24 protein-coding genes are annotated in these 26287 nt (G+C 64.3%); 13 read left to right on the forward strand and 11 right to left on the reverse strand.

The annotated features are described in order from the left end of the window. Positions 1–7: 7 nt before the first annotated feature. The 4 genes from YUA_RS0100235 to YUA_RS0100250 form a co-directional block, all read right to left on the reverse strand. Positions 8–463, reverse strand: coding sequence for a phasin (locus YUA_RS0100235; RefSeq protein WP_027528815.1), 456 nt, complete (start codon positions 461–463; stop codon positions 8–10). A 225-nt stretch (positions 464–688) separates the two neighbouring features. Then, positions 689–1282, reverse strand: coding sequence for a GNAT family N-acetyltransferase (locus YUA_RS0100240; protein ID WP_027528816.1), 594 nt, complete (start codon positions 1280–1282; stop codon positions 689–691). Then, on the reverse strand, positions 1279–2361 hold the full coding sequence (locus tag YUA_RS0100245) for an alpha/beta fold hydrolase (RefSeq protein WP_027528817.1): 1083 nt from the start codon (positions 2359–2361) through the stop codon (positions 1279–1281). The genes YUA_RS0100240 and YUA_RS0100245 overlap by 4 nt, the downstream gene beginning before the upstream one ends. Continuing rightward, the gene (locus tag YUA_RS0100250) at positions 2358–2738 is read right to left on the reverse strand and encodes a hypothetical protein (RefSeq protein WP_027528818.1); all 381 of its coding nucleotides are present in this window, start codon (positions 2736–2738) and stop codon (positions 2358–2360) included. The genes YUA_RS0100245 and YUA_RS0100250 overlap by 4 nt, the downstream gene beginning before the upstream one ends. A 164-nt stretch (positions 2739–2902) precedes the next feature. On the opposite strand from YUA_RS0100250, the gene YUA_RS0100255 reads away from it, so the two are divergent. Continuing rightward, the gene (locus YUA_RS0100255; RefSeq protein WP_027528819.1) at positions 2903–3817 is read left to right on the forward strand and encodes an alpha/beta fold hydrolase; all 915 of its coding nucleotides are present in this window, start codon (positions 2903–2905) and stop codon (positions 3815–3817) included. On the opposite strand, the gene YUA_RS0100260 is transcribed toward YUA_RS0100255, so the two are convergent. Genes YUA_RS0100260 through YUA_RS0100285 form a run of 6 tightly spaced genes read right to left on the reverse strand, consistent with a single transcriptional unit; the run spans position 3814 to position 11447 of the window. Beyond that, positions 3814–4488, reverse strand: coding sequence for a spermidine synthase (locus YUA_RS0100260; RefSeq protein ID WP_027528820.1), 675 nt, complete (start codon positions 4486–4488; stop codon positions 3814–3816). The two genes, YUA_RS0100255 and YUA_RS0100260, sit on opposite strands and share 4 nt — an antisense overlap. Positions 4489–4518: 30 nt before the next feature. Then, on the reverse strand, positions 4519–7755 hold the full coding sequence (locus tag YUA_RS0100265) for a bifunctional cytochrome P450/NADPH--P450 reductase (protein ID WP_027528821.1): 3237 nt from the start codon (positions 7753–7755) through the stop codon (positions 4519–4521). Positions 7756–7786: 31 nt separating this feature from the next. Next, positions 7787–8782, reverse strand: a complete 996-nt coding sequence (locus tag YUA_RS0100270; RefSeq protein WP_027528822.1) for an alpha/beta fold hydrolase — start codon at positions 8780–8782, stop codon at positions 7787–7789. A 10-nt stretch (positions 8783–8792) separates the two neighbouring features. Then, a complete protein-coding gene (locus tag YUA_RS0100275) occupies positions 8793–10343 on the reverse strand; it encodes a wax ester/triacylglycerol synthase family O-acyltransferase (protein ID WP_027528823.1) in 1551 nt (516 codons plus the stop codon). Positions 10344–10389: 46 nt separating this feature from the next. Continuing rightward, positions 10390–11190 carry a triacylglycerol lipase gene (locus tag YUA_RS0100280; RefSeq protein ID WP_027528824.1) on the reverse strand — a complete coding sequence of 267 codons (801 nt, stop codon included), beginning with the start codon at positions 11188–11190 and terminating at the stop codon, positions 10390–10392. Beyond that, the gene (locus YUA_RS0100285; RefSeq protein ID WP_027528825.1) at positions 11190–11447 is read right to left on the reverse strand and encodes a DUF6489 family protein; all 258 of its coding nucleotides are present in this window, start codon (positions 11445–11447) and stop codon (positions 11190–11192) included. Before YUA_RS0100285 ends, YUA_RS0100280 begins: the two co-directional genes overlap by 1 nt. A 375-nt stretch (positions 11448–11822) precedes the next feature. Here YUA_RS0100285 and YUA_RS0100290 point away from each other — a divergent pair, with 375 nt between their 5' ends. The 12 genes from YUA_RS0100290 (at position 11823) to YUA_RS0100345 (ending at position 25535) form a co-directional block, all read left to right on the forward strand. Further along, positions 11823–13421 carry an ABC transporter substrate-binding protein gene (locus YUA_RS0100290; RefSeq protein ID WP_027528826.1) on the forward strand — a complete coding sequence of 533 codons (1599 nt, stop codon included), beginning with the start codon at positions 11823–11825 and terminating at the stop codon, positions 13419–13421. Positions 13422–13536: 115 nt separating this feature from the next. Further along, positions 13537–14517, forward strand: coding sequence for an ABC transporter permease (locus YUA_RS0100295; protein WP_027528827.1), 981 nt, complete (start codon positions 13537–13539; stop codon positions 14515–14517). A gap of 1 nt (position 14518) precedes the next feature. Next, positions 14519–15478, forward strand: a complete 960-nt coding sequence (locus YUA_RS0100300) for an ABC transporter permease (RefSeq protein ID WP_027528828.1) — start codon at positions 14519–14521, stop codon at positions 15476–15478. Between the two features lie 13 nt (positions 15479–15491). Then, a complete protein-coding gene (locus tag YUA_RS0100305; RefSeq protein ID WP_027528829.1) occupies positions 15492–16478 on the forward strand; it encodes an ABC transporter ATP-binding protein in 987 nt (328 codons plus the stop codon). Next, positions 16475–17464 (forward strand): ABC transporter ATP-binding protein, encoded by a 990-nt coding sequence (locus YUA_RS0100310; RefSeq protein WP_027528830.1) that lies wholly within the window; start codon positions 16475–16477, stop codon positions 17462–17464. Before YUA_RS0100305 ends, YUA_RS0100310 begins: the two co-directional genes overlap by 4 nt. Before the next feature lie 81 nt (positions 17465–17545). Beyond that, positions 17546–19351, forward strand: a complete 1806-nt coding sequence (locus YUA_RS0100315; RefSeq protein WP_027528831.1) for a gamma-glutamyltransferase family protein — start codon at positions 17546–17548, stop codon at positions 19349–19351. Positions 19352–19360: 9 nt separating this feature from the next. Then, a complete protein-coding gene (locus YUA_RS0100320; protein WP_027528832.1) occupies positions 19361–20071 on the forward strand; it encodes a DUF1028 domain-containing protein in 711 nt (236 codons plus the stop codon). Further along, entirely contained in the window at positions 20068–21057 is a 990-nt protein-coding gene (locus YUA_RS0100325) for an ABC transporter ATP-binding protein (RefSeq protein ID WP_027528833.1), read from the forward strand. The genes YUA_RS0100320 and YUA_RS0100325 overlap by 4 nt, the downstream gene beginning before the upstream one ends. Further along, the gene (locus YUA_RS43260; protein WP_084291867.1) at positions 21054–22163 is read left to right on the forward strand and encodes an ABC transporter ATP-binding protein; all 1110 of its coding nucleotides are present in this window, start codon (positions 21054–21056) and stop codon (positions 22161–22163) included. The genes YUA_RS0100325 and YUA_RS43260 overlap by 4 nt, the downstream gene beginning before the upstream one ends. Positions 22164–22185: 22 nt before the next feature. Further along, positions 22186–23694 carry an ABC transporter substrate-binding protein gene (locus tag YUA_RS0100335; protein ID WP_027528834.1) on the forward strand — a complete coding sequence of 503 codons (1509 nt, stop codon included), beginning with the start codon at positions 22186–22188 and terminating at the stop codon, positions 23692–23694. A 10-nt stretch (positions 23695–23704) separates the two neighbouring features. Beyond that, a complete protein-coding gene (locus YUA_RS0100340) occupies positions 23705–24646 on the forward strand; it encodes an ABC transporter permease (RefSeq protein ID WP_027528835.1) in 942 nt (313 codons plus the stop codon). Positions 24647–24650: 4 nt separating this feature from the next. Then, complete coding sequence (locus YUA_RS0100345; RefSeq protein ID WP_027528836.1) at positions 24651–25535, forward strand: ABC transporter permease; 885 nt, start codon at positions 24651–24653, stop codon at positions 25533–25535. On the opposite strand, the gene YUA_RS0100350 is transcribed toward YUA_RS0100345, so the two are convergent. Then, positions 25532–26278 carry a hypothetical protein gene (locus YUA_RS0100350; RefSeq protein ID WP_027528837.1) on the reverse strand — a complete coding sequence of 249 codons (747 nt, stop codon included), beginning with the start codon at positions 26276–26278 and terminating at the stop codon, positions 25532–25534. The two genes, YUA_RS0100345 and YUA_RS0100350, sit on opposite strands and share 4 nt — an antisense overlap. Positions 26279–26287 lie beyond the last annotated feature (9 nt).

Below are 26287 nucleotides of genomic sequence, written 5' to 3' on the forward strand. Positions count from 1 at the left end.
CGCCAGATCAGGCGGTCTTGTTGTAGACCTTGGCAAAGTTGTCCTGAGCGGACTTCGCACCGTTGGCGGCGAGCTTGCCGAAATAGTCGGCGGTCGCCTTGGCGCGCGAGACGAGCACTTCGCCGCGGGCGCGGAGCAGGCTCGACTGGATTTCGACGGCTTCGCTGACCGACTTGGCCGACGCGAGCTTGTCGATGCCCGAGAAGAACGCTTCGGCGTCCTCGTAGATCGCCTGCTGGATGTTGCGGCTGATCTTGCCGGCTTCCGTGACGGACTCGGTCACCGCGTTCTCGACGGCGGCGGTCACGCGCTCGGAGCCAGCGAACACCTCGGCAGCACGGTCCTTGGCGGTGTTGGCAGTCTTCTTGACGAATTCGCGGGCGGCCTCGGGAACTTCCAGATTCTGGATGTTCTTGAAAGCGTCTTTGAAGCCCTCGAAAGCGGTGTTGGTTTCGGTGGTCATGGGGGTCTCTCCATCCTCATTGATTTGAGCTATGGGCTCACCCCGTCCGCATTGGCCCGGGGCACGGTCTATATGACATAATTAATTGTGCAATGCAACATCTCGTTGCACCGCGTCATCACGAAATAGTGAAGCGCCTTTATGGCGGGCAAGCTGCCGCTTTTGCCGGCCGCCTACTGTGCATGGGGTTGAATTGCACTTTATTGGTGCCGGCCGGCATTCTATTCAGTGCTGAACCGCGCCTGGCAACCCATAGGCGTCCATCTGGGCTCGGACCTGCGCGATATTGTGCCCGAGCACAACGATGTCGTGGGTCTTGCCGTCGACGTCCCGGGCATGGTCCCGCAGCAGCGCCTCGGCCTTGAAGCCGAGGCTCTCGAACAGCGCGATCGCCGCCTGCTGGTCGACCGTCATCTGGACCGAGAGCTTCTCCAGCCCCGCCCCGAGCGCAAGTGCGAAGGTCTCCTGCGACAGCGCCTTCCCCACCCCCTTCCCGCGGACGTCCTGCGACACCACCATTCGGATCTCGCCGACATGAGGCGACCAGGAATGTGGATCGCGCACCAGCGTGCCGCAACCGACGACCTTGCCGTCCTTCAGTGCGAGCAGGCTCTGAATAGCGCCGCGCTCGATCTCCTTGACCCAGGCGGACAGCACCTTCGGCTCGCTGATATTGCGCGGCAGGAACAACAGATCATGCGTCGGCAGGTCCTTGCCGAACGCAAGCACGGCGCCTTCGTCTGCAAGCGACATCAGACGGATCTCGATATCGCCCGCGTCGGTCTTGACGTGACGCGGGTAGGCACGCTGCACACTCATGTCGATCTTGTCCCCAGCCAGGAATCCAGTTTCGGCCACAGCCGCTTCACTGCGTTGGCGCCGGCGACCAGCGAGACGTGACCGCCCTTCAGCATCACCTCCTCCTTGTCTGCGGAGCCGATCTTCGCGATCAGATGCTTTGCGGCGTCATAGGGCACGATGTGATCGTGCTCGGCGACCGCGTGCAGAATCGGCACCTTGATGTTCTCGAGCTTCGCCGCGCGGCCACCCACCGACATGGTGTCGTTGTAGAGCTTGTTGTCCCACATCAAATCCTTGGTGATGGTGCGGAAATATTCGCCGGCGAGCGGCAGCGTATCGGTCGCCCAGCGGTCGAACATCCGGTACGACTTGACGAACTCGTCGTTCCAGATGTTTTCCCAGAGCTGGATCTGGCTCACTGTGCGCGAGGCCGGACGCAACATCTCGAACGAGGACAGGATCATCTCCGGCGGCACGTTGCCGACGCTGTCGACGAGGCCGTCGACGTCGAAATAGCGGCGGTCGGAGAAATTCGAAAACAGCTTCATCTCGCGAAAATCGATCGGCGTGGTGAAGCAGATCAAATTCTTCATCGGCCCGTCCGGGAAGATCGAGCCGTAGAGCAGCGAGAGCACGCCGCCGAAGCAATAGCCAATGACGGAGACGTCCTGCTCGCCGGAATCGGCTTGCACGCGGCGGACGCAATCCGGGATGAAGTCGAGGACATAGTCCTCCATCCGCAGGCTCTTCTCCTCCGGCCGCGGCGCGCTCCAGTCGAGCATGTAGACGTCGTAGCCGCGCTTGAGCAGGAACTCGATAAAACTCTGGCCCGGCACGAGATCGAGGATGTAGCCGCGGTTGGTCGTCGCCATCACGACCAGCACCGGTACGCGGTAGATTTCGTCTGACATCGGCCGGTAATGATACAGGCTCATCGTGCCGCGTGAATGAAACACATCCTTCGGTGTCGAACCCAGCGTCGGACCTGAGGTCGAAAAATATTCGACGCCCTTGATGCTGCGCATGATCGCGCGCTGCACCTCGGACTGGATGCGCTCCGGGATCGCCGCGAAATCAAGTCCCGTCGGCGCGTTCATTTTTGCGCTCCGCCTTCGGATGGCGGACGTCTGGTGCGCGGCGGCCGCGGTGCGGCGCCGATCCGCGCATCGCCCGAATTGGCCGACATCTGGCTCAGCATCGACCTGATCTCGCCGAGCTGCCCCTCGATCGCCTGCAGCCGTTCGGCGATTCCGGTCATCTGCTCGCGGCTCGGCAGGTTCATCGAGAGCAGGTACTTCTCCATGAGATCGGCGAACTGCTTCTGAGCGCCCGCAGCAGCGCCGCCCGCGCGATTCATGGCTTGCGAGAATTCAGGCGTCTCCATCGCCTTGGTGGCGAAGGAGTTGAACCCCTTCTCCATTTCGCCGACCATCTTTTGCCACAAGGCGATTGGATCGGTGATCTTGTCGGTCATCAGCATCCTCCCTGATGTGGAGGGCTTGTGCCCTTCTTTTCCCGCCATACCACACCGTTGTGGGGGGCCGGTCAACCGGCAAGCGGCGGGTGCCGCGCACACGGCTTCTTTGACGCGGGAAACCGTGCGATACACCATTGATCAAAAGCCAAGGGAATACGCCTGTGAACGCCCATCAGCCGCCCCAGACCCTCTGCGCCAACGGCATCGACATCTGCTACGAGATTTTCGGCAATGACAATGCCGAACCGCTGCTGCTGATCATGGGACTCGGGGCTCAGATGATCCATTGGGACGATGCGTTCTGCGAGCAGCTCGCCGCGCGCGGCTTTCGCGTGATCCGGTTCGACAATCGTGACATCGGCAAGTCGAGCCATCTCGCCGGCGGCAAGCGGCTGACCCCGCTCGAGCTGTTGAAGCTGCGCTTCCTCAGGATTCCCGTGGCGGCAACCTACAAGCTGATCGACATGGCCAGGGACACGGTCGGCCTGATGGACGCGCTCGGCATCAAGTCGGCGCATCTGGTCGGGGCGTCCATGGGCGGCATGATCGCGCAGGAGGTCACGCTGTCGTTTCCGCAGCGCGTGCGCTCACTAACCTCGATCATGTCGACCACAGGCAATCCGCGTGTGCCGCCGCCGACGCGCGAGGCCGCCGCCATGCTGATGGCGCCGCCGCCGCGCAGCAAGGAGGAGTTCATCACCCGCTTCGGCCAGACCTGGAAGGTGTTGCGCGCTGGGTCCTTTCCGGAGGAGGAAGCGCTCGATCCCGGCCGTGCCGAACGCGTCTTTGCCCGTGGGCTCAATCCGGCCGGCGTCGGCCGGCAGCTGCGCGCCGTTCTCGCCTCCGGCAGCCGCAAGGAGCGGCTGCATGGCGTCAAGACGCCGACGCTGGTCATTCACGGCACCGTCGATCCGCTGGTGCATCCCGAAGGTGGCAAGGACACGGCGGAATCAATTCCGGGCGCGAAGCTGCTGATGATCGAGGGTATGGGCCACGCGCTGCCGATGCGGTTCTGGCCGGAGATCATCGGCGCCATCGACGAGCACGCGCACGGCGCAGCAGCGCAAGCGGCTTAGTTCTTCCGTGCGATCCAGATCACGTGGCGCGCGCCGCCGCCCCTGCCGGTGGCGCGCACATTGACCTCGTTGACATCGAAGCCGGCGCCGCCGAGACGCTTGGTGAATGCGGGGTTCGGTCCCGACGACCAGACAGCGAGCACGCCGCCCGGCCGCAGCGCCGTCTTCGCCGCCTTCAATCCGCTCGCGCTGTAAAGCGTGTCATTGCCCTTCCGGGTCAGCCCTTCCGGCCCGTTGTCGACATCGAGGAGAATGGCGTCGAAGGCCGAGCTCTTCGCCCGGATGATTTCGCCAACGTCCATTTCGCGGATACTCACCCTGACATCATCGAGACTGTCGCCGAAGACCTCCGCCATCGGCCCCCGCGCCCAGCTGATGACCGCCGGCACCAGCTCGGCGACCACGATCTTCGCCTTGCTGCCGAGCACGGTGAGCGCCGCGCGCAGGGTAAAGCCCATGCCCAGTCCGCCGATGAGGATGACGGGCTTGGCAACCCTCTCGATCTGCTTCGCCGCAAGCGTCGCGAGCGCGGCTTCGGAGCCCGACAGGCGGTTATTCATCAGCTCGTTGGTGCCGAGCTTGATGGAGAACTCCTTGCCCCGCCGCATCAGGCGGAGCTCCTCGTCGGAGCCGGGGATTTTGGCGGTGTCGATCTTTTCCCAGGGAATCATGCGAGAGCTTTAGCACGACCGGACGAGCAATCACCCTCCCGCCCAGACGTCCAGCACATAGCGGTTCTTCGCACCCATCTCCTCGATCCAGCGCGCGCCCGCAGCCGCATCGCAGCCGCTCTTCTCGCGTTGGATCGCAACCAGCGCCGCCTTCACATCCGGCTCCATCTTGCTGCCATCGCCGCAGACATAGATGATCGCGCCTTGCTCGATCAGCGGCCAGACCCTGTCCTTCTGCGCGGCGAGGACGTGCTGCACATAAGTCTTCGGCCCATCCGCGCGCGAGAACGCGGTGAAGAGCTCGGTGATGCCATTGGCCGCCAGCGCCTTCAGCTCATCCGCATAGAGAAAATCCTGGTCGGGATCGCGGCAGCCGAAGAGCAGCATCGCCGGCCCAAGGGCAGCACCCTTGGCCTTGCGCGCGGCGCGCTCCTGAAGGAAGCCGCGGAACGGAGCCAATCCCGTACCCGGACCGACCATGATGATTGGCACGGACGGATCATCCGGAAGCCGGAAGCCGGCCTTGGTCTCGCGCACGGTCGCGTAGACCGTATCGCCCGCACGCCGGTTGGTCAGATAGTTCGAGCAGATGCCCTTGTAGGTGCCACGCCCAGAGGCGGCCGGCCCTTCGACGACGCCGACCGTGACGCTACAGCGCGTTGGATCGACCGACGGCGAGGACGAGATCGAGTAGTAGCGCGGCGCCAGCAGCGAGAGCATTTCCAGGTAAACGTGGAACGGCAATTCGCAGGCCGGATATTCGAGCAGCACGTCGAACACCGATTTGCGCTTGCCTAAGATCTCGCTGCGATAACGCTCGAGCGGCTCGCCCTCCTCGCCGACGAAAGCCAGCAGCTTCGGCTTAGTGACCGGGCAGCGGGTGTGCTCTGCCATGATCTGGATCTGCTTCCTGGTCGCCACCTGCTGCAGTTCGACGAACTCGCTGAGCAGGCGGCCGACCGACACGGCATCGCCGACCGGCAATTGCGCACGGCGGCCTTCAGCGACCTGAAGCCTGATCTGGTCGGACGGCAGGAACCCGAACCGGCGGGCAACCGAATCCACCAGCGTCGGATCGTTGCGTGGAACTACGCTCAAATGGTCGCCGACGCGGTAGGCGACGTTGGACGGCAGCTGCACTTCGATGTGGCGCGTCGAGCGCTCCGACGGATTGGATCCGCCCTTGTTCTGGAGCTCGTCATTGGCCAGCACCTTCATCGCGACAGCGCCGCCCTGGGCGACGATGGTGTTGACGGCGGTCACCGCGACCGGCTCGATCGCGTAGAGCGGATCATCCTCCGCGGTACGCGTAAAATTCCAGTCGATGCCGAATTCCTTCGTGGCAACCTGGGCCGCTGCCGGGAACCATTTCTGGAACTGGCCGTCGAGATCGCTGCGCGCGTCACCTTCGCCACGCGGATAGACTGCGCGTGCGCCATGCTTCGACAATTGCTCGTCGATGAAACGCGGCACCGATTGATAAGTCGCGGCCCAGTCACTGTTGCCGCAGCCGAACACGGCGTAGCGGACGTTGGCAAAGGCATTTTTTGGCAAGTCGTCGCCGAGCCATTTGACGAACTGCGATGCATTGTCCGGCGGCGCGCCGTTGTAGGAGGCGCAAATGATCAGCACGCCGCCCTCCTGCGGCAGCTTGCCGACGTAATCGTCGAGCGGACCGAGATGCACGGCAAAGCCGTTGATCTCCGCAAGGTCGGCCATGCGTGTCGCAAGCTCCTCGGCCGTGCCGAGATTGGAGCCGTACAGCACCAGCATCGGCGTGTTGTGGCCGAGACGCGCCGTCGGCTGGCGCGGCGCTTTCGGCGCTGAAGCCGCAGCCGCGACTGGTCCGCCATAAGCACCGCGCTCGCGATCCGCACGCGGCCGCACCTTGATCTTGAAGCCTTCCGGCTTCATCGTCAGCGTTTCCTTCAAATGCATCTGATAGCGCTGATGATCGATCAGCCTGAAGCGCTGGAGGATCATGCCGAGCGCAAGCGCGGCCTCGTGCATGGCGAAGCCGCGGCCGATACAGGCGCGTTGGCCGTTGCCGAACGGCTTCCAGGCATTGATTGGCCGCTTGGCTTCTGCTTCGCGGCTGAAATTCTCGGGATCGAAGGCATCCGGGTTCGGGCCCCAGACCGAGGGATCGCGATGCAGCGCTGTCACCAGAACCGTGGTGAAGGTGCCCTTCCTGAGCTTGTACGTGCCGCCACCGAGGGTCTCGTCCTTCAGCGGCGAGATGCCGTAGGCGGGCGCGGGCGGCCACAGCCGCAGCGCCTCCTTCAGGATCTGCGTGATGTAGGTGAGTTGCGTCACCTGCTGATAGGTCGGCCTCGCATTGACGTCCGGGCCGAAGACGCGGTCGACCTCGTCGTAGGCTTTTTTGAGAATATCCGGGTGCTTGAGCAACGCATAGAGCGTGTAGGACAGCAGGCCGCTGGTAGTCTCATGGCCCGCGATCAGGAACGTGTTGATCTGGTAGCGGATGTTGACGTCGTCAAGCTGATCGCCGGTGGAGCGGTCGACGCCGGTCATCATCGCAGCCAGCATGTCCTTCTTGTCGTCAATTCCTTCCGCGCTCTTGCGGCGCTCGGCGATGATCTCGTCGACCATCTTGTTCATGAAGGCGACGTCTTCGCCGAGCCTCTTTCGACGCTTCTGCATCCAGAGCTGCTCGAACGGCAGGCCGCGCGTCATCATGATGGTTTCGAGCGAGCGCACGAGCGATTCGACGAAGGGATGGTAATCGCGCCGGTAGAACGAATTGAAGCGGTAGTCGAAGCCACAGAGGCCGATCGTATCGAGCGTCAGCGCCGTCATGTCGTGGACGACGTCGATCTCATCGTCAGCGTTCAGCCGCTCCCATTTGTGGACGAGCTGCTCGGCGATATCGACCATGCTCGGATGGTAGGACTGCATGGCGCGATTGCCGAAGGGCTGCAGCAGGATGTTGTGCGCCTTGCTCCAGTTCGGTTCCTTGGTATCCGCCGTGAAAAGGCCGTCGCCACCGACCGCGCGCACGCGCCGCAGCGCGCCGCGCACCGTCTTGTCGAAGCGTTTCTCGTCGGAGAGCTCGTCGACGAGATCGTGGCCGGAGACGACGACGATCGGCGAGCCCATCATGTCGAGCCAGAAGATCGGCCCGAGCTCCTTGGCAAGCCGCGTCAGGTGCTGCACCGGGGCAGCCGAGTCCAGCGACAGCATGTTGCCGACCACCGGCTTGGTCGGCGGCTGCGGAATCGGGTCCAGACGATTCTTGGATGACACTGCTAGGCTTCCCCCCGCTCGCAATGACGAGCTAACCAAACCGCCTTCTACGCCATTCGATCAGCTTGGCGCTGACCTCTTCCGGCTTCTCCTGCTGCGTCCAATGGCCGCTGTCTTTCACCAGGTACTTCTCTAGATCGGGTATGAGCTTCTCCATGCCGTCCGCCGACGACGGCGGCAGCACCGCGTCGTTCTCGGCCATGATCATCAGCGACGGCACCCGCACGGTGTGATCGAGGCCCTCAGAGCGCACCCAGTTGCGCGACATGTTGCGGTACCAGTTGATGCCGCCCGTGAAACCGGTCTTCGTGAAAGTGTCGACGAACACCTGCTTTTCCTCCGCCGACAAGATCGGCGTGCGCGGGTCGTGCTTGGCGTCATAGCCGGCAATCATCTGCGGAAAAGCCAGATTGACCCGCGGTGAGGCCCCGACACCCGCGACCACATCCTCTGCCGGCGCGTCGGCCGGACGTGGCGCCGGCTTGCGCATGAAGGCGTCGAAGGTCTGCTCGACGCGACTGCCAAAGATCCTGTCGGGCTCGCGCGCCGGATCCTGGAATTGCACGATGTACATCTTTTCGCCGAAGCGCGTGCGCAACAGTTCGATCGGATCGGCCCAGGCGCGGTTGGTATGGGGGGTGTTGATGCCGACCACGCCGGCGACCCGGTCGATATGGCGCAGCGGCATCTGCCAGACCACGAAGCCGCCCCAGTCGTGGCCGACGAAGATCGCCTTGTCGATTTTCAGATGATCAAGGAGCCCGACCAGATCGCCGGTCAGATGCTCGATGTCATAGGCCTCGACCGGCTCGGGCCGATCGGTCGCGCCATAGCCACGCTGGTCTGGCGCGATCACGCGGATGCCGGCCTCGCTCAACGCCTTGATCTGGTGGCGCCAGGAGAAAGCCAGTTCGGGCCACCCATGGCATAGCACCACGGGCGGCTTGTCGGTGACAGGGCCCGCCTCGTAGTAGCCCATGCGAATTCCGTTCGTCTGCGCGAACTTGAGCGGCGGCATTTTGATCATGGCAGAATTCCTACTCAGCAGCGCCCTTGATGTCAGTCGCCGGCGGCGCGTACGCCGCCTCGAGCGCGGCAAACTCCCCCGGCAGCATGTCGCACATCACCTGCACGTGCGGAATGATGTTGGCGCCGACGATGAAGCCGAAATCGAGCTGGTCGCGGTAGCTCTGCACGGTGATGTTCAGCGCCTGCCCATGTGTCGAGATCGACACCGGGAAGATGTGCAAGAGCTCGGCACCTGCGGCATAGAGCGTCTGCCGCGGCCCCGGCACGTTGGAGACCGTGATGTTCGCCGCCGGCGGCAGCACGTCCGACAGGTCCGAGCGGCTGTAGAGCAGCGCCATGATCTGCACGATGATCGGCGCGCCCAGCATCGAGATGTTGGAAACCTGCGGCATCAGGGCGCGCAGCGGATGCGACATCTCCTTGGACTTGGTCGACTGCGCGATGATGGCTTCGAGCCGCGCCTTGGGATCCTCGATATTGGTCGCGATCGAGCAGATCATGCCAAAGACCTGGTTGTTGGCCTCGGTGTTGCCCTCCTCGCGCAACGAGATCGGCACGGCGGCGGTTAAGGATTTCGCCGGCAGTGTGCCATATTGCTGAAGATAACGCCGGACCACGCCGGAGGCGAGCGCCAGCACCACGTCGTTGAGCTTGCCGCCGGCCTGCTTGGCCAGCGCCTTGGATCGCGACAACGAAATCGACACGCCGGCAAAGCTCCGCTCCGACGAAATCGACTTGTTGAGCATGGTCGGCGGCGACACCATGCTGGCGAGGCTCTCGCGCGACTTCGGATCGGAGATCTTGCCGAGCACGTCGGAGACGCTCTTGACCATGGTCGGGATATTGCCGGCAAAGCGCACTGCGCTCTCGATCTGGTACATCGCGTTGTCGAACAGGATCGAGCCGATGTCGCTCTTGCCGGTGCGCGGCAGTTGCAGGTTCTTGGCGGCCGCGGACGCGTCGAGCGGCTGGGTGAAGAGCTGCTGGTAGGAATCGAGCAAATTGGCGGCGATGTCGCGCGGCTCCTGTCCGGGTTTCGATCCGCTCGTCGGCGGCTCGACCTTTCGCGGAATCGGCGAGATGTCGTAGATCATGTTGGTCAAGGCCGCACCGGCGCCGCCATCGATGGCAGCATGGTGCATCTTGGAGTAAAGCCCGACCTCGTTGTCCTTCATGCCCTCGAACACGTAGAACTCCCAGAGCGGGCGAGCGCGGTTGAGGAGCTTGGCATGCATCCAGCCAACGATGCGCTCGAGCGTGGCACGGTCGCGCGGCGCCGGCAGGCTGGCGCGGAAGATGTGACGGTCGATATCGAACTGGTCGTCCTCGACCCAGGTCGGATGATCGATGTCGAGCGGCGCCTTCTCCAGGCGCGCTTTCAGGATCGGCGCGATGTGCAGCCGCGAGACGATCATCGCCTTGAAGTCTTCGAAGAAGTCGCCCTTGTAGTCATCGGGCAGGCGAAAGATCGCCATGCTGCCGACATGCATCGGCATTTCCGGCGTTTCCAGATAGAGAAACGACGCATCCAGCGACGACAGCTTCTTACCGTCAGCCATAGTTCCCTCCGCTTATATTCAACGGGCGCCTTGCTGGCGCTTCTCGTCAGGCCGATACTGCCCGCTCCGGCGGGGCATATGCAATGGCAAACGGACCAGCCCGGTCAAATGGCCAGAACTCCCCCTCCGGTTGCGCCAGGCGATCCGCCACGGCCCACAACGCAGCCGGGTTCACCCCGAGCCCGACATGGCTTGCGAAATGCACCTCGATATTCTCGGCCCGCTCGGAGGGGTGCAGCAGGCAAGTCCGCCAATTCACGACGCCGTCGGTGCGCGAATAGATCGACGTCGCCGGCACCGGAAGATCACCGGCGATCGCTTCGCGCGCTTCCGCGAAATCCTCGACCCGTTCGCCGGACAACGCCTCATAGAGCGCCGTCGCGTTGGTGGCCCGCACATCATTGGCAAAGGGGCTGCCGAGCGTGATGACAGAGCGGACCATGTCGGGCGCCTGGAGCGCGAGATCGCGGGCATAGACGCCGCCGAGGCTCCATCCGACCAGACTGACCTTCCGTCCGCTATCGGCGTAAATCTCAGTGAGACGGCCGCGCAGCGTTTCCCGCATCCGCGCCATCCCGCCGAGATTGCGGCCGATCCGCCAGGCATGCGCCTCATAACCGAGTTCGCTGAGATAACGCCGCATCGGCGCCATCGAGAGATCGCTGGCGAGAAAGCCCGGCAGCGCCAGCACCGGATGACCATCCCCTCTGGGCGCGCGCATCAACAACGGCGACAGCAGGACGCTGGCGTTGAATTCGAACAGGCCGCGGGCTTCGGCGAGCAGAAGACCAAGGGACGGCGGACGAAGCCGGCCCGGCGCCTGCGCTCGGTCCCGCCCGCGCGACACTATTTCTTCTTGTCGCTGCTACGCGTTCCGCCGAGGCCAGCCATGGTGACGAACATGTCCTGAAACCGCTCTGCGAGCTTCGGATCGAAAGTGAACCAGCTCTGGATCAACGATTCCGGTGAGACCTTGTCGATATTGCTCAAGACCTGCTGCTGTAGCTTCTCCATAACGGCAACCTGCATCGGCGAGACGTCCGGCAATCCGAAGAACTGGCGGGCCTCGAGGGGGGTGCAGTCGATTTCGATATTAACTTTCATGTCCCCTCCGGATGAGATTCGAGCGGCGTCACACAGTATCGCCGCGACATGGTGGGCGACGCAAGCGACCTGAGACCGGGGCCAGACACGGGCTTCCGCAATCGGCGGATATGGTCAATCAAATTGTCGGCGCGAATGAGCGCCGGCGGGGCCGTTTCCGCCCTCGTTCCCGGGACCGGGCTGACCGAAAGTCCAATGTCGCCCATGCGCCTCCCGCCCCTAAATTGTTGGTCAGCAATGCTGCACAGCGGTGCAACTTGGCGCGTTCCTTGCTGGAATGGCGCTTGCACGGGTCGAGAACTCTGGGCAACATGGATCGATCAGCCCCGCCGAACAATCAAAAATCACGGCGCGGGCGAGTGGAGAGGGTCAAGAATGTCAGTTGGACGAAGTCTGTTTGCGGCGACGCTCGCCGGTGTGCTGGTGTTGGCGGTTTCGCCGGCGTCGAGCCAGACTCTGCGCTACGCCAACCAGGGTGAGCTGAAGTCGCTCGACCCCTACACGCTGAACGAATCGACCACCAGTGCGCATCTCGGCCACGTCTATGAGGGCCTGGTGGCCCGCGGCAAGGACCTGAAGATCGTCCCGGCGCTCGCCGAAAGCTGGGAGACGCCGGAGCCGACGCGCTGGCGCTTTCACCTGCGCAAGGGGGTGAAATTCCACAACGGTGACCCCTTCACCGCCGATGACGTGGTGTTCTCGGCCGAGCGCGTGCGAGCGAAAGGTTCGAACTTCCAGAGCCGCATTCCCGCCGATGCAAAGGTCGTCAAGGTCGACGATTACACCGTCGATTTCATCCTGACCTCGCCCAATCCCATCCTGACGGCGCTGTGGGCGACCTGGTACATCATGGACAAAAAATGGGCAGAGGCGAACGATGCGGTGGCGCCGACGCCGGCCGCCGCGACGACCCCGAGCTATGCCTCGCTCCATGAAAACGGCACCGGCGCCTTTACCATCGAGAGCCATCAGCCAGGCGTGAAGACCGTCTTCAAGGCCAATCCGAACTGGTGGCGCAAGCCGGAGCATAATCTGAAGGAGATCGTCTTCACGCCGATCGCAAACCCGGCCACGCGTGTCGCGGCGCTGTTATCGGGAGAGGTCGACGTGATCGAGCCGGTTCCGGTCCAGGACATCGAGCGCGTCAAAGCAAGCCCCAACGCCACGGTGCTGACGGGACCCGAGCTCCGCACCATCTTCGTTGGCATGGATCAGGCGCGTGACGAACTCCTGTATTCCAACATCAAGGGCAAGAACCCGTTCAAGGACGTTCGCGTCCGCGAAGCCGTCTACCGGGCGATCGACGTCGACCTGATCAAGAATCGCGTTATGCGCGGACTGTCCACGCCGTCCGCATTGATGGTCGCACCAGAGATCTTTCCCTCGAAGGATTTCACCCGGCCGAAGTTCGATCCCGACGCCGCCAAGAAGCTTCTGGCAGACGCCGGCTATGCCGACGGTTTCGAGGTGACGATGGACTGCCCGAACGATCGTTACGTCAATGACGCCGCGATCTGTCAGGCCATCGTCGGAATGCTCGCCCGCATCAACATCAAGGTAGATCTGCTGGCGCAACCCAAGGCCCAATATTTCGCCAAGGTGCTGAAGCCCGGCGGCTACAAGACCTCGCTGTTCATGCTGGGCTGGACCCCGGATACACTCGACTCCCAGAACGTGCTCCACGACATCATGGGCTGCCGGGATGACCCCAAGGACCCCAACCGCGGTGAAGCCAATCTCGCCGGCTATTGCAACAAGCAGTTCGACGAGCTCGCCGACAAGGTTCTGGTGGAATCCGATACGACCAAGCGCGATCAGCTGATCAAGCAGGCCTTCGAGGTTTCGATGAAGGACTGGGCCTATGTCCCGCTGCACCAGCAGGCGCTCGCCTGGGGCGTGTCGAAGAAGGTGAAGCTGACCCAGCGTGCGGACAACATGGTCATGCTCTACTGGGCGACCAAGCAGGACGAGTAGGTGTCGACAAGTTGTGAAGTCCCGGAAGCCGTGGCTTCCGGGACTTGGCTTCCGGGACTTGCCGTTTCGGGCTAACGCGATGATGCGTGCTGCTGAAGAGATGTGAAAGGAACAGATGCTCGCTTTCACACTGCGCCGAGCCATTCAGGCCATCGGCGTCATGATCGCCGTCGGGATCATCTCCTTCTCGATGTTCCGTTTCGCCGGCGACCCCGTAAATCAGATGGTCGGGATGGATACGTCCGGCGCCGAACGCGCGGCGATCCGCAAATCGCTCGGCCTCGACGATCCCGTGATCGTGCAGTTCGGCCGCTATGTCGGCAACGCAGCGCAGTTCAAGTTCGGCGTGTCCTACCAGTTCCGCCTGCCGGTCACCAATCTGCTGATGGAGCGGATGCCGGCAACGCTGGAGCTCGCGATCTGCGCCACCATCTTCGCCATGGTCAGCGGCATCCTGATGGGGGTCTATTCGGCGCTTCGCCGCGACAGCTGGCTCGCGCATATATTCCAGGCCGTCTCGCTGATCGGCATTTCGCTGCCGACCTTCCTGATCGGCATTCTCATGATCTATCTGTTTTCAGTGACACTCGGCTGGCTGCCCTCGTTCGGGCGGGGCGATGTCGTGCATATCGGCTGGTGGACGACGGGGCTCCTGACACTGTCAGGCTTGAAAGCGCTGATCATGCCTTCGATCACCCTCGGCCTGTTCCAGATGACGCTGATCATGCGGCTCGTCCGCGCAGAGATGCTCGAGGTCATGCGCACCGACTACATCCGCTTCGCCCGCGCCCGGGGGCTTTCGACGCGGGCGATCCATTTCGGCCACGCGCTGCGCAACACGCTGGTTCCCGTGATCACCGTCGCTGGCCTGCAATTCGGCTCGGTCATTGCTTTCGCGATCATCACCGAAACCGTGTTCCAGTGGCCAGGCATGGGGCTCCTGTTCGTGCAGGCCGTTCAGAACGTCGATATTCCGATCATGGCGGCCTATCTGATGATGGTGTCCCTGATCTTCGTCACCATCAATCTCGTGGTTGATATCCTCTACACCATCGTCGATCCGCGGCTGCGCTCGACGGTCAGCCGGGCGCACTGACATGAGCGAGGCCGTCGTTCCGCACAGCACCGAGAAGCGCGCCGCCGCACCAGGCTGGGTCAAGCGCGCGCTCGACAGCGACCTGTTCTATTCGTTCCGCCGCTCAAGGATCACCATGATCGCGGCGGGGGTGACGTTGCTGTTCTTCCTGCTCGCGATCTTTGCCTCAGTGCTGTCGGTGCAAAATCCATTCGACCCGGCGCAGCTCCAGCTGATGAATTCGCGCATCTCGCCGCTCTGGACCGCCGATGGCCAGAGCCCGTTCCTGCTCGGCACCGACGAGCAGGGCCGCGACGTGCTGTCCGCGATCCTCTACGGCCTGCGCATCTCGCTTCTTGTCGGCGTACTCGGCGTGGTCTTATCCGGCGCGCTCGGCATCCTGCTCGGACTCACGGCCGGCTATTTCGGCGGCGCCGTCGACGGGCTGATCATGCGCATCGCCGACGTGCAACTTTCTTTTCCGGCCATCCTGATCGCGCTGCTGATCAACGGTATCGCCAAATCGGTCTTTGGCAACAAGCTCGACGAGATGAGCATGTTGGCGGTCCTGGTCTTCGCGATCGGCCTGAGTTTTTGGGTGCAGTACGCGCGCACGGTGCGTGGCTCGGTGCTGGTCGAGAAGAACAAGGATTATGTCGCAGCCGCGCAATTGATCGGCCTGCCTGCCCCCGTGATCATGCTGCGCCACGTGCTGCCGAACACCACGGGGCCGATCCTCGTGATCGCCACCATCAACCTCGCGCTCGCCATCATCACCGAGGCGACGCTGTCGTTCCTCGGCTCGGGCATGCCCGAGACCATGCCGTCACTCGGCACGCTGATCCGCATCGGCAACGGCTATCTGTTCGCAGGCGAATGGTGGATCGTCGCCTTCCCCGGAATCGCACTCGCGGCGCTGATCCTGTCCATCAACCTGCTCGGCGACTGGCTGCGCGACGCGCTCAACCCGAAACTCCGATGAGTATCCAGCGTTCATGACCGAACCCGTCCTCTCCGTCCGCAACCTCCAGGTCGAATTCGCCTCCCGCCGCGGCACGCTGCGTGCGATCGACGGCGTCTCCTTTGACATCGCCAAGGGCGAGGTGCTTGGCGTGGTCGGTGAATCCGGCGCCGGCAAGTCCGTCACCGGGCTCGCGGTGATCGGCCTGATCGACCCGCCCGGCCGCATCGCCGGCGGCGAAATTCATCTCGCTGGCCTGCGCATCGACAATCTGCCGCCAGAGGAAATGCGCCGTATCAGGGGAAAGCGCATCGGCATGATCTTCCAGGATCCTCTCACTTCGCTCAATCCGCTGTACAAGGTGGGCGACCAGATCGTCGAGACGATCCGGACCCACCTCAATCTTTCCGAACAGGCAGCGCGCCGCCGCGCCATCGACCTGCTGGCCGAGGTCGGCATTCCCGCGCCGGAAAAGCGTATCGACGGCTATCCCCACGAATTCTCCGGCGGCATGCGCCAGCGCGTGGTGATTGCGCTCGCGATCTGCGCCGAACCGGAGCTGATCATCGCGGACGAGCCCACCACCGCACTCGACGTCTCGGTGCAGGCGCAGATCATCTCGCTGATCAAGCGGCTCGGCCGTGACCACGGCACCGCCGTGATGCTGGTCACGCACGACATGGGCGTGATCGCCGAGACCTCGGACCGCGTCGCGGTGATGTATGCCGGCCGCGTCGCCGAAATCGGCCCGGTACAGGACGTCGTGAAGAACCCGCTGCATCCCTACGCCAGGGGCCTGATGGGCGCGATCCCGACGCTTGCCGGTGACGACAAGCGCCTGGTGCAAATCCCCGGCTCGATGCCGCGGCTGTCGGCGATCCCGCGCGGCTGCTCGTTCAACCCGCGCTGCGCCTTCGCCTTCGATCGCTGCCGGGTCGACCGGCCAGAGCCGCTGGCGCGCGGCACACAGTCGGTTGCCTGCCATCTCTATGACACCGCGCCGGCAGAGACTGCGGCATGAGCGCCCCTTTCGTCCAGGCCACAAATCTCCGCCGCGTCTTCGACGTCTCAAAGCCGTGGCTCAACCGCGTGCTGGAAGGCGGACATCTCGAATACCTCAAGGCTGTCGATCACGTCACCTTCGACATCAAGAAGGGCGAGACATTTGCGCTGGTCGGTGAGTCCGGCTCGGGCAAGACCACGGTGGCGCGGATGGTGGTCGGCCTGTTACCGCCGAGTTCCGGCGACGTCCTGATCGACGGCGTCTCGATGACCGATCCGCGGCAAGGTCAGGCGCGCCGAAAGCTGCGCCGCCGCATCCAGATGATTTTTCAGGATCCCTATGCGAGCCTGAACCCGCACTTCCGCGTCGACGCCATCATCGCCGAGCCGATCCGCGCCTTCGACCTGATCCAGGGCGAGCGCGATATCCAGGCCCGCGTCGGCGAGCTGCTCAGCCTCGTCGGCCTGCACCCCGACGATCGGCTGAAATTTCCGCACGAGTTTTCCGGCGGCCAGCGCCAGCGTATCGCGATCGCGCGTGCGCTCGCATCGGACGCCGAGTTCATCGTCTGCGACGAGCCGACCTCGGCGCTCGACGTCTCCGTGCAGGCGCAGATCCTGAACCTGATGCGCGACCTCCAGGACAAATTTGGCCTGACCTACATGTTCATCAGTCACAACCTCGCCGTGGTCCGCCACATGGCGAGCCGCGTCGGCGTGATGTATCTCGGCCGGATCGTCGAGATCGCGGAGGGGCGCGAGCTGTTCGCCAGCCCGCGCATGCCCTACACCAAGATGCTGCTTGGCGCCGTGCCTGATCTCGCCATGAGCGGCCGCCAGCGCATTCCGGTGAAGGGCGAGATTCCGAACCCGATCAATCCCCCTCCCGGCTGCGCCTTCAATCCGCGCTGTCCGCTGGCGTTCGAGCTCTGCCGCAAGGAAGCACCGAGCCTGATCAACGGCGTCGCCTGCCACGCGGTTAACACCGCGCCGGTCCCGGCGTGACGCGCGCGTGCCATGCGGCCTGCGCATTGGCAGCACGGCATTGCCTGTGATCAATTGCGCGCGCCGCAAATGAGGTAGCCCATGGCCAGCATCGTCAATCCCGATCCTTTCACGACGCGCCCCGAAATCGAGGGCACCTTCGGCGTCGTCGCCACCACACACTGGATCGCAACCGCCGTCGGCATGGCCATCCTGGAAAAGGGCGGCAACGCCTTCGACGCCGGCGTCGCCGCCGCCTTTACGCTGCAGGTGGTCGAGCCGCACCTGAACGGCCCCGGCGGCGACGTGCCGGTCATCGTGCACGACGTCAGGCGTGGCCGCACCGAAGTGATCTGCGGCCAAGGTCCGGCGCCGGCACGCGCCACCATCGCGCATTACAGGAGCGAAGGCCTCGATATGGTGCCCGGCACCGGCCTGCTTGCGGCCTGCGTTCCCGGCACTTTCGAGTCCTGGATGATGCTCTTACGCGACTACGGCACGATGCGTCTCCGCGACGTGCTGGAGCCCGCGATCTCCTATGCCCGCGACGGCTATCCGCTGGTCGAGCGCGCCTGCGCCACGATCCAAACCGTAGAGCAATTGTTCCGCAAGCATTGGCCGACCTCAGCCGCGGTCTACCTGCCGAACGGCGAGGTACCGAGGCCCGGTACGCTCTTCACCAACAAGACGCTGGCGGCAACCTACACCCGGATTCTGAACGAGGCCGAGAGCGGCAATGGTGGCCGCGATGCCGAGATCGAGCGCGCGCGGAAAGCCTGGTCGCAGGGGTTTGTCGCCGAATCCATCGACAAGTTCTGCCGGACGCAGGAGGTGATGGACGTCAGCGGCTCGCCGCATCGCGGCGTGCTCTCCGCCGACGACATGGCACGCTGGCAACCGACGATCGAGGCGCCCCTCACCTACGACTATGGCCGCTACACCGTCTGCAAGGCCGGCGTCTGGAGCCAGGGCCCGGTGACGCTGCAACAGCTCGCGCTGTTGAAAGGCTTTGCGCTCGACGGGCTCGACCCGACCGCGCCGGAGTTCATCCATCTCCAGATCGAATGCGCCAAACTTGCTTTCGCGGATCGCGAAAAGTTCTACGGCGATCCCAAGTTCAGCGAGATCCCGATCGCGACGTTGCTGTCGGACGCCTATAATGACGAGCGTCGCAAGCTCGTTACTGACAAGGCTTCGCTCGACTTCATCCCCGGCTCGGTCGAAGGCTTTGGTGGCGTGGTCAAGCTGCGCCGCGCGGAGGGCCAGCGCGAAGCGGTCGGCGCGCTCGGCGCCGGCGAGCCGACGGTGGGGCGTTTCGGCGAGGTGCGCGGCGACACCGTGCATTTCGACATCATCGACAAGGCCGGCAACATGGTGTCCTCGACGCCGTCGGGCGGCTGGCTGCAATCTTCACCGGTGATCCCGGAGATCGGGTTCTGCCTCGGTAGCCGCGCTCAGATGTTCTGGCTCGAGGAAGATCACCCGGCGGCGCTCGCGCCGGGCAAGCGGCCGCGCACCACGCTGTCACCGACCATGGCGCTGCGCGACGGCGAACCCTACCTCGCCTGGGGCTCGCCCGGCGGCGATCAGCAAGACCAATGGATCACGCAGTTCTTCCTGCGCCATGTGCACTGCAACCTCAATCTCCAGGAAGCGATCGACGCACCGGCCTGGCATTCCGAACATTTCCCGATCTCGTTCTGGCCCCGCACCGCGCGCCCCGGGGTGCTCGTGGTCGAGAACCGTGTACCCAAAGCGACGATCGAGAACCTGCGCGAGCGCGGGCATATCGTCGAGGTCGGCCCCGACTGGTCCGAAGGTCGCCTCACCGCGGCCTCGCGCGTCGGTCCGCGCCGCCGCGCCGCCGCCAATCCGCGCGGCATGCAGGGCTACGCGGCCGGACGCTGAAGGCAGCCCATGACCTGGTCGATCATCGCGCGAGACCCTGCTACCGGCCAGTTCGGCATTGCGGTCGCGACCCGCTTCTTTGCAGTCGGCGCCCGCGTGCCCTATATCGCCGCCGGCCTCGGCGCCATCGCGACACAGGCCTTTGTCAATCCCTATTACGGCATCGACGGCGTCAAGCTCTTGCTCGAAGGCCTGAGCGCGCATGACGTGCTCGCCGCCCTGCTCGCGACCGACGACGGCCGCGAGAGCCGGCAGATCCACATCATGGATGCGAGTGGCGTGATCGCCGCGCATACCGGGCGCGATTGCGTCGACTGGTGCGGGCACATCGCAGGCAGCGGTTTTTCGATTGCGGGCAATATGCTGGCAGGCCCCGACGTGCTCGACGAAACGGCAAAGACCTACATTGCCAATGACGGCCTGCCCTTCCCTCGCCGCCTCCTTATCGCGATGCGGGCGGGCGAGGCCGCCGGCGGCGACAAGCGCGGCAAGCAATCCGCGGCACTTCTGATTCATGGCGAGGAGGAATGGCCGGCGCTGGACATTCGCGCCGACGATCATCCAGACCCGCTCGGCGAACTTGAGCGGCTCGAACGGGTCAGTCACGAACTCTGGGTCCACTTCCGCAGCTCCATGCCGACCCGCCAGAATCCGGCCGGCAACACCGACCGCAGCGTCATCGACGCCAGCATCGCCGCAGCGCGCGCAAGGCAAGTATGAGCGCGAGCCCCCTCATCGAAATCAGGGATCTCCGTATCCGTTTCCATGGTGACGACGGCCGCGTCACCCATGCGGTCGACAGCGTCGATCTCAGCGTCGCCAATGGCGCGACGCTCGGCCTCGTCGGCGAATCCGGCTGCGGCAAGAGCGTGACCTCGCTGGCGATCATGGGCTTGCTGCCGAAGCAGACGACGGAGATATCAGGCGCAATCCGCTTCGACGGTTTTGACCTGCTGAAAACGCCCGACCAGACGCTGCGTGATCTCCGCGGCAACCGGCTCGCGATGATCTTCCAGGAGCCGATGACCTCGCTCAACCCGAGTTTTACGATAGGCGACCAGATCATCGAGACGATCCTGCGTCATCGCGGCGGTTCCCGCCGCAACGCACGGGACCGTGCGATCGAGCTGCTGCGCCGCGTCCACATCCCTTCGCCCGAGCGGCGCATCGACGAATATCCGCACAAGCTCTCCGGCGGCATGCGCCAGCGCGTCATGATCGCGATGGCGCTCGCCTGCGATCCGCAGCTCCTGATCGCGGACGAACCGACCACTGCACTCGACGTCACCCTGCAGGCACAGATCCTGGAGCTGATGCGGGAATTGAAGGCGGCGAGCGGCGCCGCGATCATCCTGATCACCCACGATCTCGGCGTGGTCGCCGAAGTCTGCGACGAAGTCGCGGTGATGTATGCCGGCGAGATCGTCGAGCGCGCCCCGGTGGATGAATTGTTCTCCGCGCCGCAGCACCCCTACACGGTCGGCCTGCTCGGCTCGATTCCGCGGCTCGACCATCGCGCCGAACAGCTTGCGACGATCGAGGGCATGGTGCCGAATATGGCGCAGCCACCCGCCGGCTGCCGCTTCGCCGCGCGCTGTCCGTTTGTGCTGGATGCCTGCACCGAAGCGCCGCCGCCGCTGGTCGAAGTCAGTCCCGGCCACCTCTCGCGCTGCATCCGCGCGCCGCTCGAACTGCTGGTGTCATGATGGAGCTGCTCGAGGTCCATGGCCTGGTCAAGCATTTCGTCGCCCAGCGCTCGCTGTTCGGCCGCGCGCTGGCCCATGTCAAAGCCGTCGATGGCGTCAGCTTCACGCTCGAGGCCGGCAAGACCCTCGCCTTGGTCGGCGAGTCCGGTTGCGGCAAATCCACCGTCAGCCGTCTGGTGCTGCGGCTGATCGAACCCGATGCGGGCACAGTACGCTTCGACGGCCGCGATCTGCTCTCCCTCGATGCAGATGCGCTCCGCAAATTCCGCCGCGAGGCGCAGATCATCTTTCAGGACCCCTACGCCTCGCTCAATCCGCGCATGACGGTCGGCCAGATCCTGACCGAGCCACTGGCGCTGCACGATCTCGTGCCGTCAGCACAGCGGCGCGAGCGTGTCGCGGAGCTGCTGCGGATGGTCGGGCTTGAGCCGCGGCTGGCCCGGCGCTATCCGCACGAATTCTCCGGCGGCCAACGCCAGCGCATCGCCATCGCGCGCGCGCTCGCGGTCGAGCCGAAGCTGATCATCTGCGACGAGCCGGTCTCGGCGCTCGACGTCTCGATCCGTTCGCAAATATTGAACTTGCTGCGCGAGCTCCAGGACCGGCTCGGCCTTGCCTACATCTTCGTCTCGCACGACCTCGCCGTGGTCAAGCACATTGCCGACCGCGTGGCGGTGATGAATCTCGGCTGCATCGTCGAAGAAGCCGATGCGGACGCGCTGTTTGCCCAGCCCCGCCACCCCTACAGCCGCGCGCTGCTATCCGCGATCCCGCTGCCGCAGCCGCACGCCAAGCGGGCGAAGGTCGTGCTGCAAGGCGAGATCCCGAGCGCGCTCAATCCGCCGGCCGGCTGTCGCTTCCACACCCGCTGCCCCTTCGTGATTGACCGCTGCCGCGCCGAGGCGCCGGCGCTGGTGGCAGACGAGGCAGGGCACGCCACCGCCTGCCATCGCGTCAGCGAGCTGCCCCCGGCCGACACCATCCTGCCCGCAACGAGCGGGTTTTCGCCGACGCTAGGAAAATTAGTCGCAGCTTTCAGCCGAAAGACGGAAGGCGCGATCCCGTCCGGTGTTGGTATACAGAGTGCAAGGCCTACACCGACGTAGCCGGAGCAATGGGGACTGTTCGATGAAGATGTTTCGCCTGGCCGCAACGGCGGCTGCGTTCCTGCTGTCGCTTGGGGCCGCCCAGGCCCAGACCACGCTGCGCATCGGCCTGGCCGAGGATCCCGATATCCTCGATCCGTCGATGGCGCGCACCTATGTCGGCCGCATCGTGTTCGCCGCGTTCTGCGACAAGCTGTTCGACATCGACGAGAAGCTCAACATCGTGCCCCAGCTCGCGCTGTCGAGCGAGACCGTCGACGACGGCAAGGGCCTCGTCATCAAGCTCAGGCCCGGCGTGAAATTCCACGACGGCGAGCCGTTCGACGCGGAGGCCGCCAAATTCTCGCTGGAGCGCCACCTGACCCTTCCCGGCTCGTTCCGCAAGCCGGAGCTCGCCTCGGTCGACCACATCGACGTCGTCGATCCCCTCACCATCAAGCTGGTGCTGAAATCGCCGTTCTCTCCGCTGCTCGCTCAGCTCACAGATCGCGCCGGCATGATGCTGTCGCCGAAAGCCGCGAAGGCAGCCGGCGACAAGTTCGGCCTGCACCCGGTCTGCGCCGGCCCCTACAAATTCGTCGAGCGCGTGCAGCAGGACCGCATCGTGTTCGAGAAGTTCGCGGACTATTGGAACAAGGACAACGTCCACATCGATCGCATCGTGTTCCAGCCGATCGTCGACGCCACCGTGCGGCTGGCGAACCTGAAATCCGGCGGCCTCGATCTGATCGAGCGCGTGCTCGCCACCGACCTCAAAGACGTGCGCGCCGATTCACGGCTGAAGGTCGCGACCGCGATCGAGCTCGGCTATCAGGGCATCACGCTCAACATCGGCAAGGACAAGGCCAAGGGGCCGCTGAGCCAGTCCGCCAAAGTGCGGCAGGCTCTCGACCTCGCCATCGATCGCGAGGCGATCAACCAGGTCGTGTTCAACGGCGAGTTCCAGGTCGGCAATCAATGGGTCAGTCCCGATCATCCCTACTATCAGAAGAGCCTGCCTGTCCGTGCCCGCGACGTGGAGAAGGCCAAGGCACTGCTGAAGGAAGCCGGCGTGAAGCCGCCGGTCAGCGTCGATTTCCTGGTGCCGAAGGGCGCGGAAACGGAGACGCCGGCGCAGGTGATCCAGTCGATGGCGGCAGAGGCCGGGTTCGACATGAAGATCCGCGTCACCGAGTTTGCGACCGGGCTCAAGCAGGCCGAGGCCGGCGACTACCAGGCCTTCATGCTCGCCTGGAGCGGTCGCGTCGATCCTGACGGCAACACCTTCATCTTCCTGCACAGCGGCGCTCCTCAGAACTACGGCGACTGGAACAATGCGCAAGCCGACAAGGCGCTGGAGGACGCGCGGCTCGTGACCGACCCTGCCAAGCGCAAGGCCAGCTACGAAGTTTTGGCCAGGCTGGCCCAGGATGAAGAGCCGCTCCTTTATCTCTATCACCGCCGCATCATCATTGCGCATACGACCAAGCTCGAGGGCTACAAGCAGATGCCCGACGGCCTCGTGCGCGTCGTCGGCCTCAAGCTGAAGTGACGCTAAGAGGATGCTGAACTTCCTCGCCCGCCGGCTTGCGCAGATCGTACCGACACTGTTCTTCGTGTCGGTGCTGATCTTCTCGCTACAGCAATTGCTGCCGGGTGATCCGGCCCTGGTGATGGCGGGCGAAGAGCGCGATCCAGCCGTGATCGAGCAGATCCGCCGCCAATACCGGCTCGATCAGCCGGTCCCCGTGCAATACGCCTACTGGATCAAGGGCGTACTATCAGGCGATTTCGGCGAGTCCCTGCGCAACAAGATGCCGGTGCGCGAGCTGATTGCGCAAAAGCTGCCGGTGACGCTGCAACTCGGCTCGATGGCGATCATCATCGCGTTCCTGATCGGCATTCCCGCCGGGATCGTCGCGGCCGTGAAGAAAGGAACGGCCTGGGACTACGGTGCCAACTTCTTCGCGCTGTGGGGCATCTCGACACCAAATTTCTGGCTCGGCATCATGCTGATCTTCCTGTTCTCGATCGAGCTCGGTTGGCTGCCGGCCTCGGGCTACGTGCCACTCACCGAGAATTGGCGCGCGAGCCTTGCCGCCACCATCATGCCCGCCTTCGTGCTCGGCAACGCGATTGCCGCGGTCCTGATGCGGCATACCCGCAGCGCCATGCTCCAGGTGCTGGAAAGCGATTACGTCCGCACTGCGCGCGCGAAGGGTCTCTCCGAGCGCTCGGTGATCCTCAAACATGCCATGCGCAACGCGCTAACGCCGATCATCACGCTAGGCGCGCTGGAGCTCGGCACACTTCTGTCCGGCGCGGTGCTGACCGAGCAGATTTTTTCCATTCCCGGCTTCGGCAAGCTGATCGTGGACGCCGTGTTCAACCGCGACTACGCCGTCGTGCAGGGCGTCGTGCTGGTGACGGCCACCGTCTACATCACCCTCAATCTGGTTGCCGACATCGCCTATATCCTCGTCAATCCGCGGCTGAGGGGCTAGGGCCATGACCGACGCCGCCTTGTCCGGCCCCCTTGTGCAAACCGACGAGCTGGACAGCCCGGCACGGCGCGCACGGCGCCGCCTGTTCAAGCGCAAGGCGGCGGTCGCTGGCCTCGTGGTGCTCGTCATCTCCATCCTGCTCGCGCTGCTCGCCCCGCTTCTCGTGCCCTACGATCCCATCGCGACGAGCTGGAGCCTAGTGCGCAAGCCGCCGACAATGGCGCACTGGTTCGGCACCGATGAGCTCGGCCGCGATATCCTCAGCCGCGTCATCTACGGCGCGCGGGCATCCCTGCTTGCGGGCTTGATCTCAGTCGCGATCGCGCTCGGCATCGGCGTCCCGCTCGGCCTGCTGGCCGGCTATCGCGGCGGGTTCGTCGATGCGCTGATCAGCCGGATCACCGATGCGATGCTGGCCTGCCCGTTCCTGATCCTGGCGATTGCGCTGGCGGCCTTCCTCGGTCCGAGCCTTGGCAACGCCATGATCGCGATCGGCATTTCGGCAACGCCCATCTTCGTTCGCCTGACCCGCGGCCAGGTGCTGAGCGTCAAGGCCGAGGACTATGTCGAAGCGGCGCGCGCACTCGGCAATCCAGGATGGCGGATCGCGGTTTCGCACATCCTGCCGAACATCCTGCCCGCACTGCTGGTTCAGGCGACACTGTCGATCGCCGCGGCCATCATCGCCGAGGCGGCCCTGTCCTTCCTTGGCCTCGGCCAGCAGCCGCCGGCGCCGTCCTGGGGCAGCATGCTCAATGCCGCGCAACGCTTCCTGACCCAGGCGCCCTGGATGGCGATTTGGCCGGGGCTTGCGATCTTCCTCGTGGTGCTGTCCCTCAACCTGCTCGGCGACGGCCTGCGCGACGCCCTCGATCCACGCCAGCGCTAGATCACGGTCTCACGCATCACGCGGCGGCAATCCATCTCGTATTCGAGATCGACCACCGGGGGCCGCGCAAAGTGCCAGGTGAGCCCCGTGCGCAGCGCGCCGCGCCGAACCAGCTCGTCGACCAGCGCGTGGTGGAAATCGTGCACGGAATAGGCCTGCACGCCGGTCGTGTCCTTCCAGCCAAATCCGAACGCCGTCATCCGGTTCTCCATCTGGGACGTCGTGGTGAACCGCACCTTTTCGCGCAACCCCTCCGGGCTGAGGTCGCGGTAGCGCACCGTGCGCTCGACATAGGTGCCGCTGCCCTCGCGCGCCTCGGCTCCGCCGGCGATGACGAAGGACGGCGCTTTGGAGTTTGTCGGGCGCGTGAAGGAGAACGCGTCGAACGACGGCTCGGACGGCGGATCGATCTCAGGACAGACATTGCTGCGCGCCACCGGATTGGTGGTGCCGTCGAAGATGCCCCACTCGGACAACGTCTTGACGTAATGCAGGTTGAACGCGCGAAAGCCCTCCTCGCTGAAGGCGGCCGGCGAGCGCAGCTCGCAGGCACAGAAGGCCGTCAACGGACGCCCTGCCTCCTGGATGAACTTTGCTGCGAGCGCAAATCCCTCGGCCAGAGGCACGAGGCGGTCGAACCGGACGCGCTCGATCTCATAGCCATCATCGGCGGCCGCGCCAGCCGAATACTGAAACACGGAGGGTATGAACCGATAGTTGCCGGCGGAGAATTCACGCGTCATGACGAACTC

This window comes from Bradyrhizobium sp. WSM3983 (assembly GCF_000473045.1).
Lineage (GTDB): Bacteria > Pseudomonadota > Alphaproteobacteria > Rhizobiales > Xanthobacteraceae > Bradyrhizobium.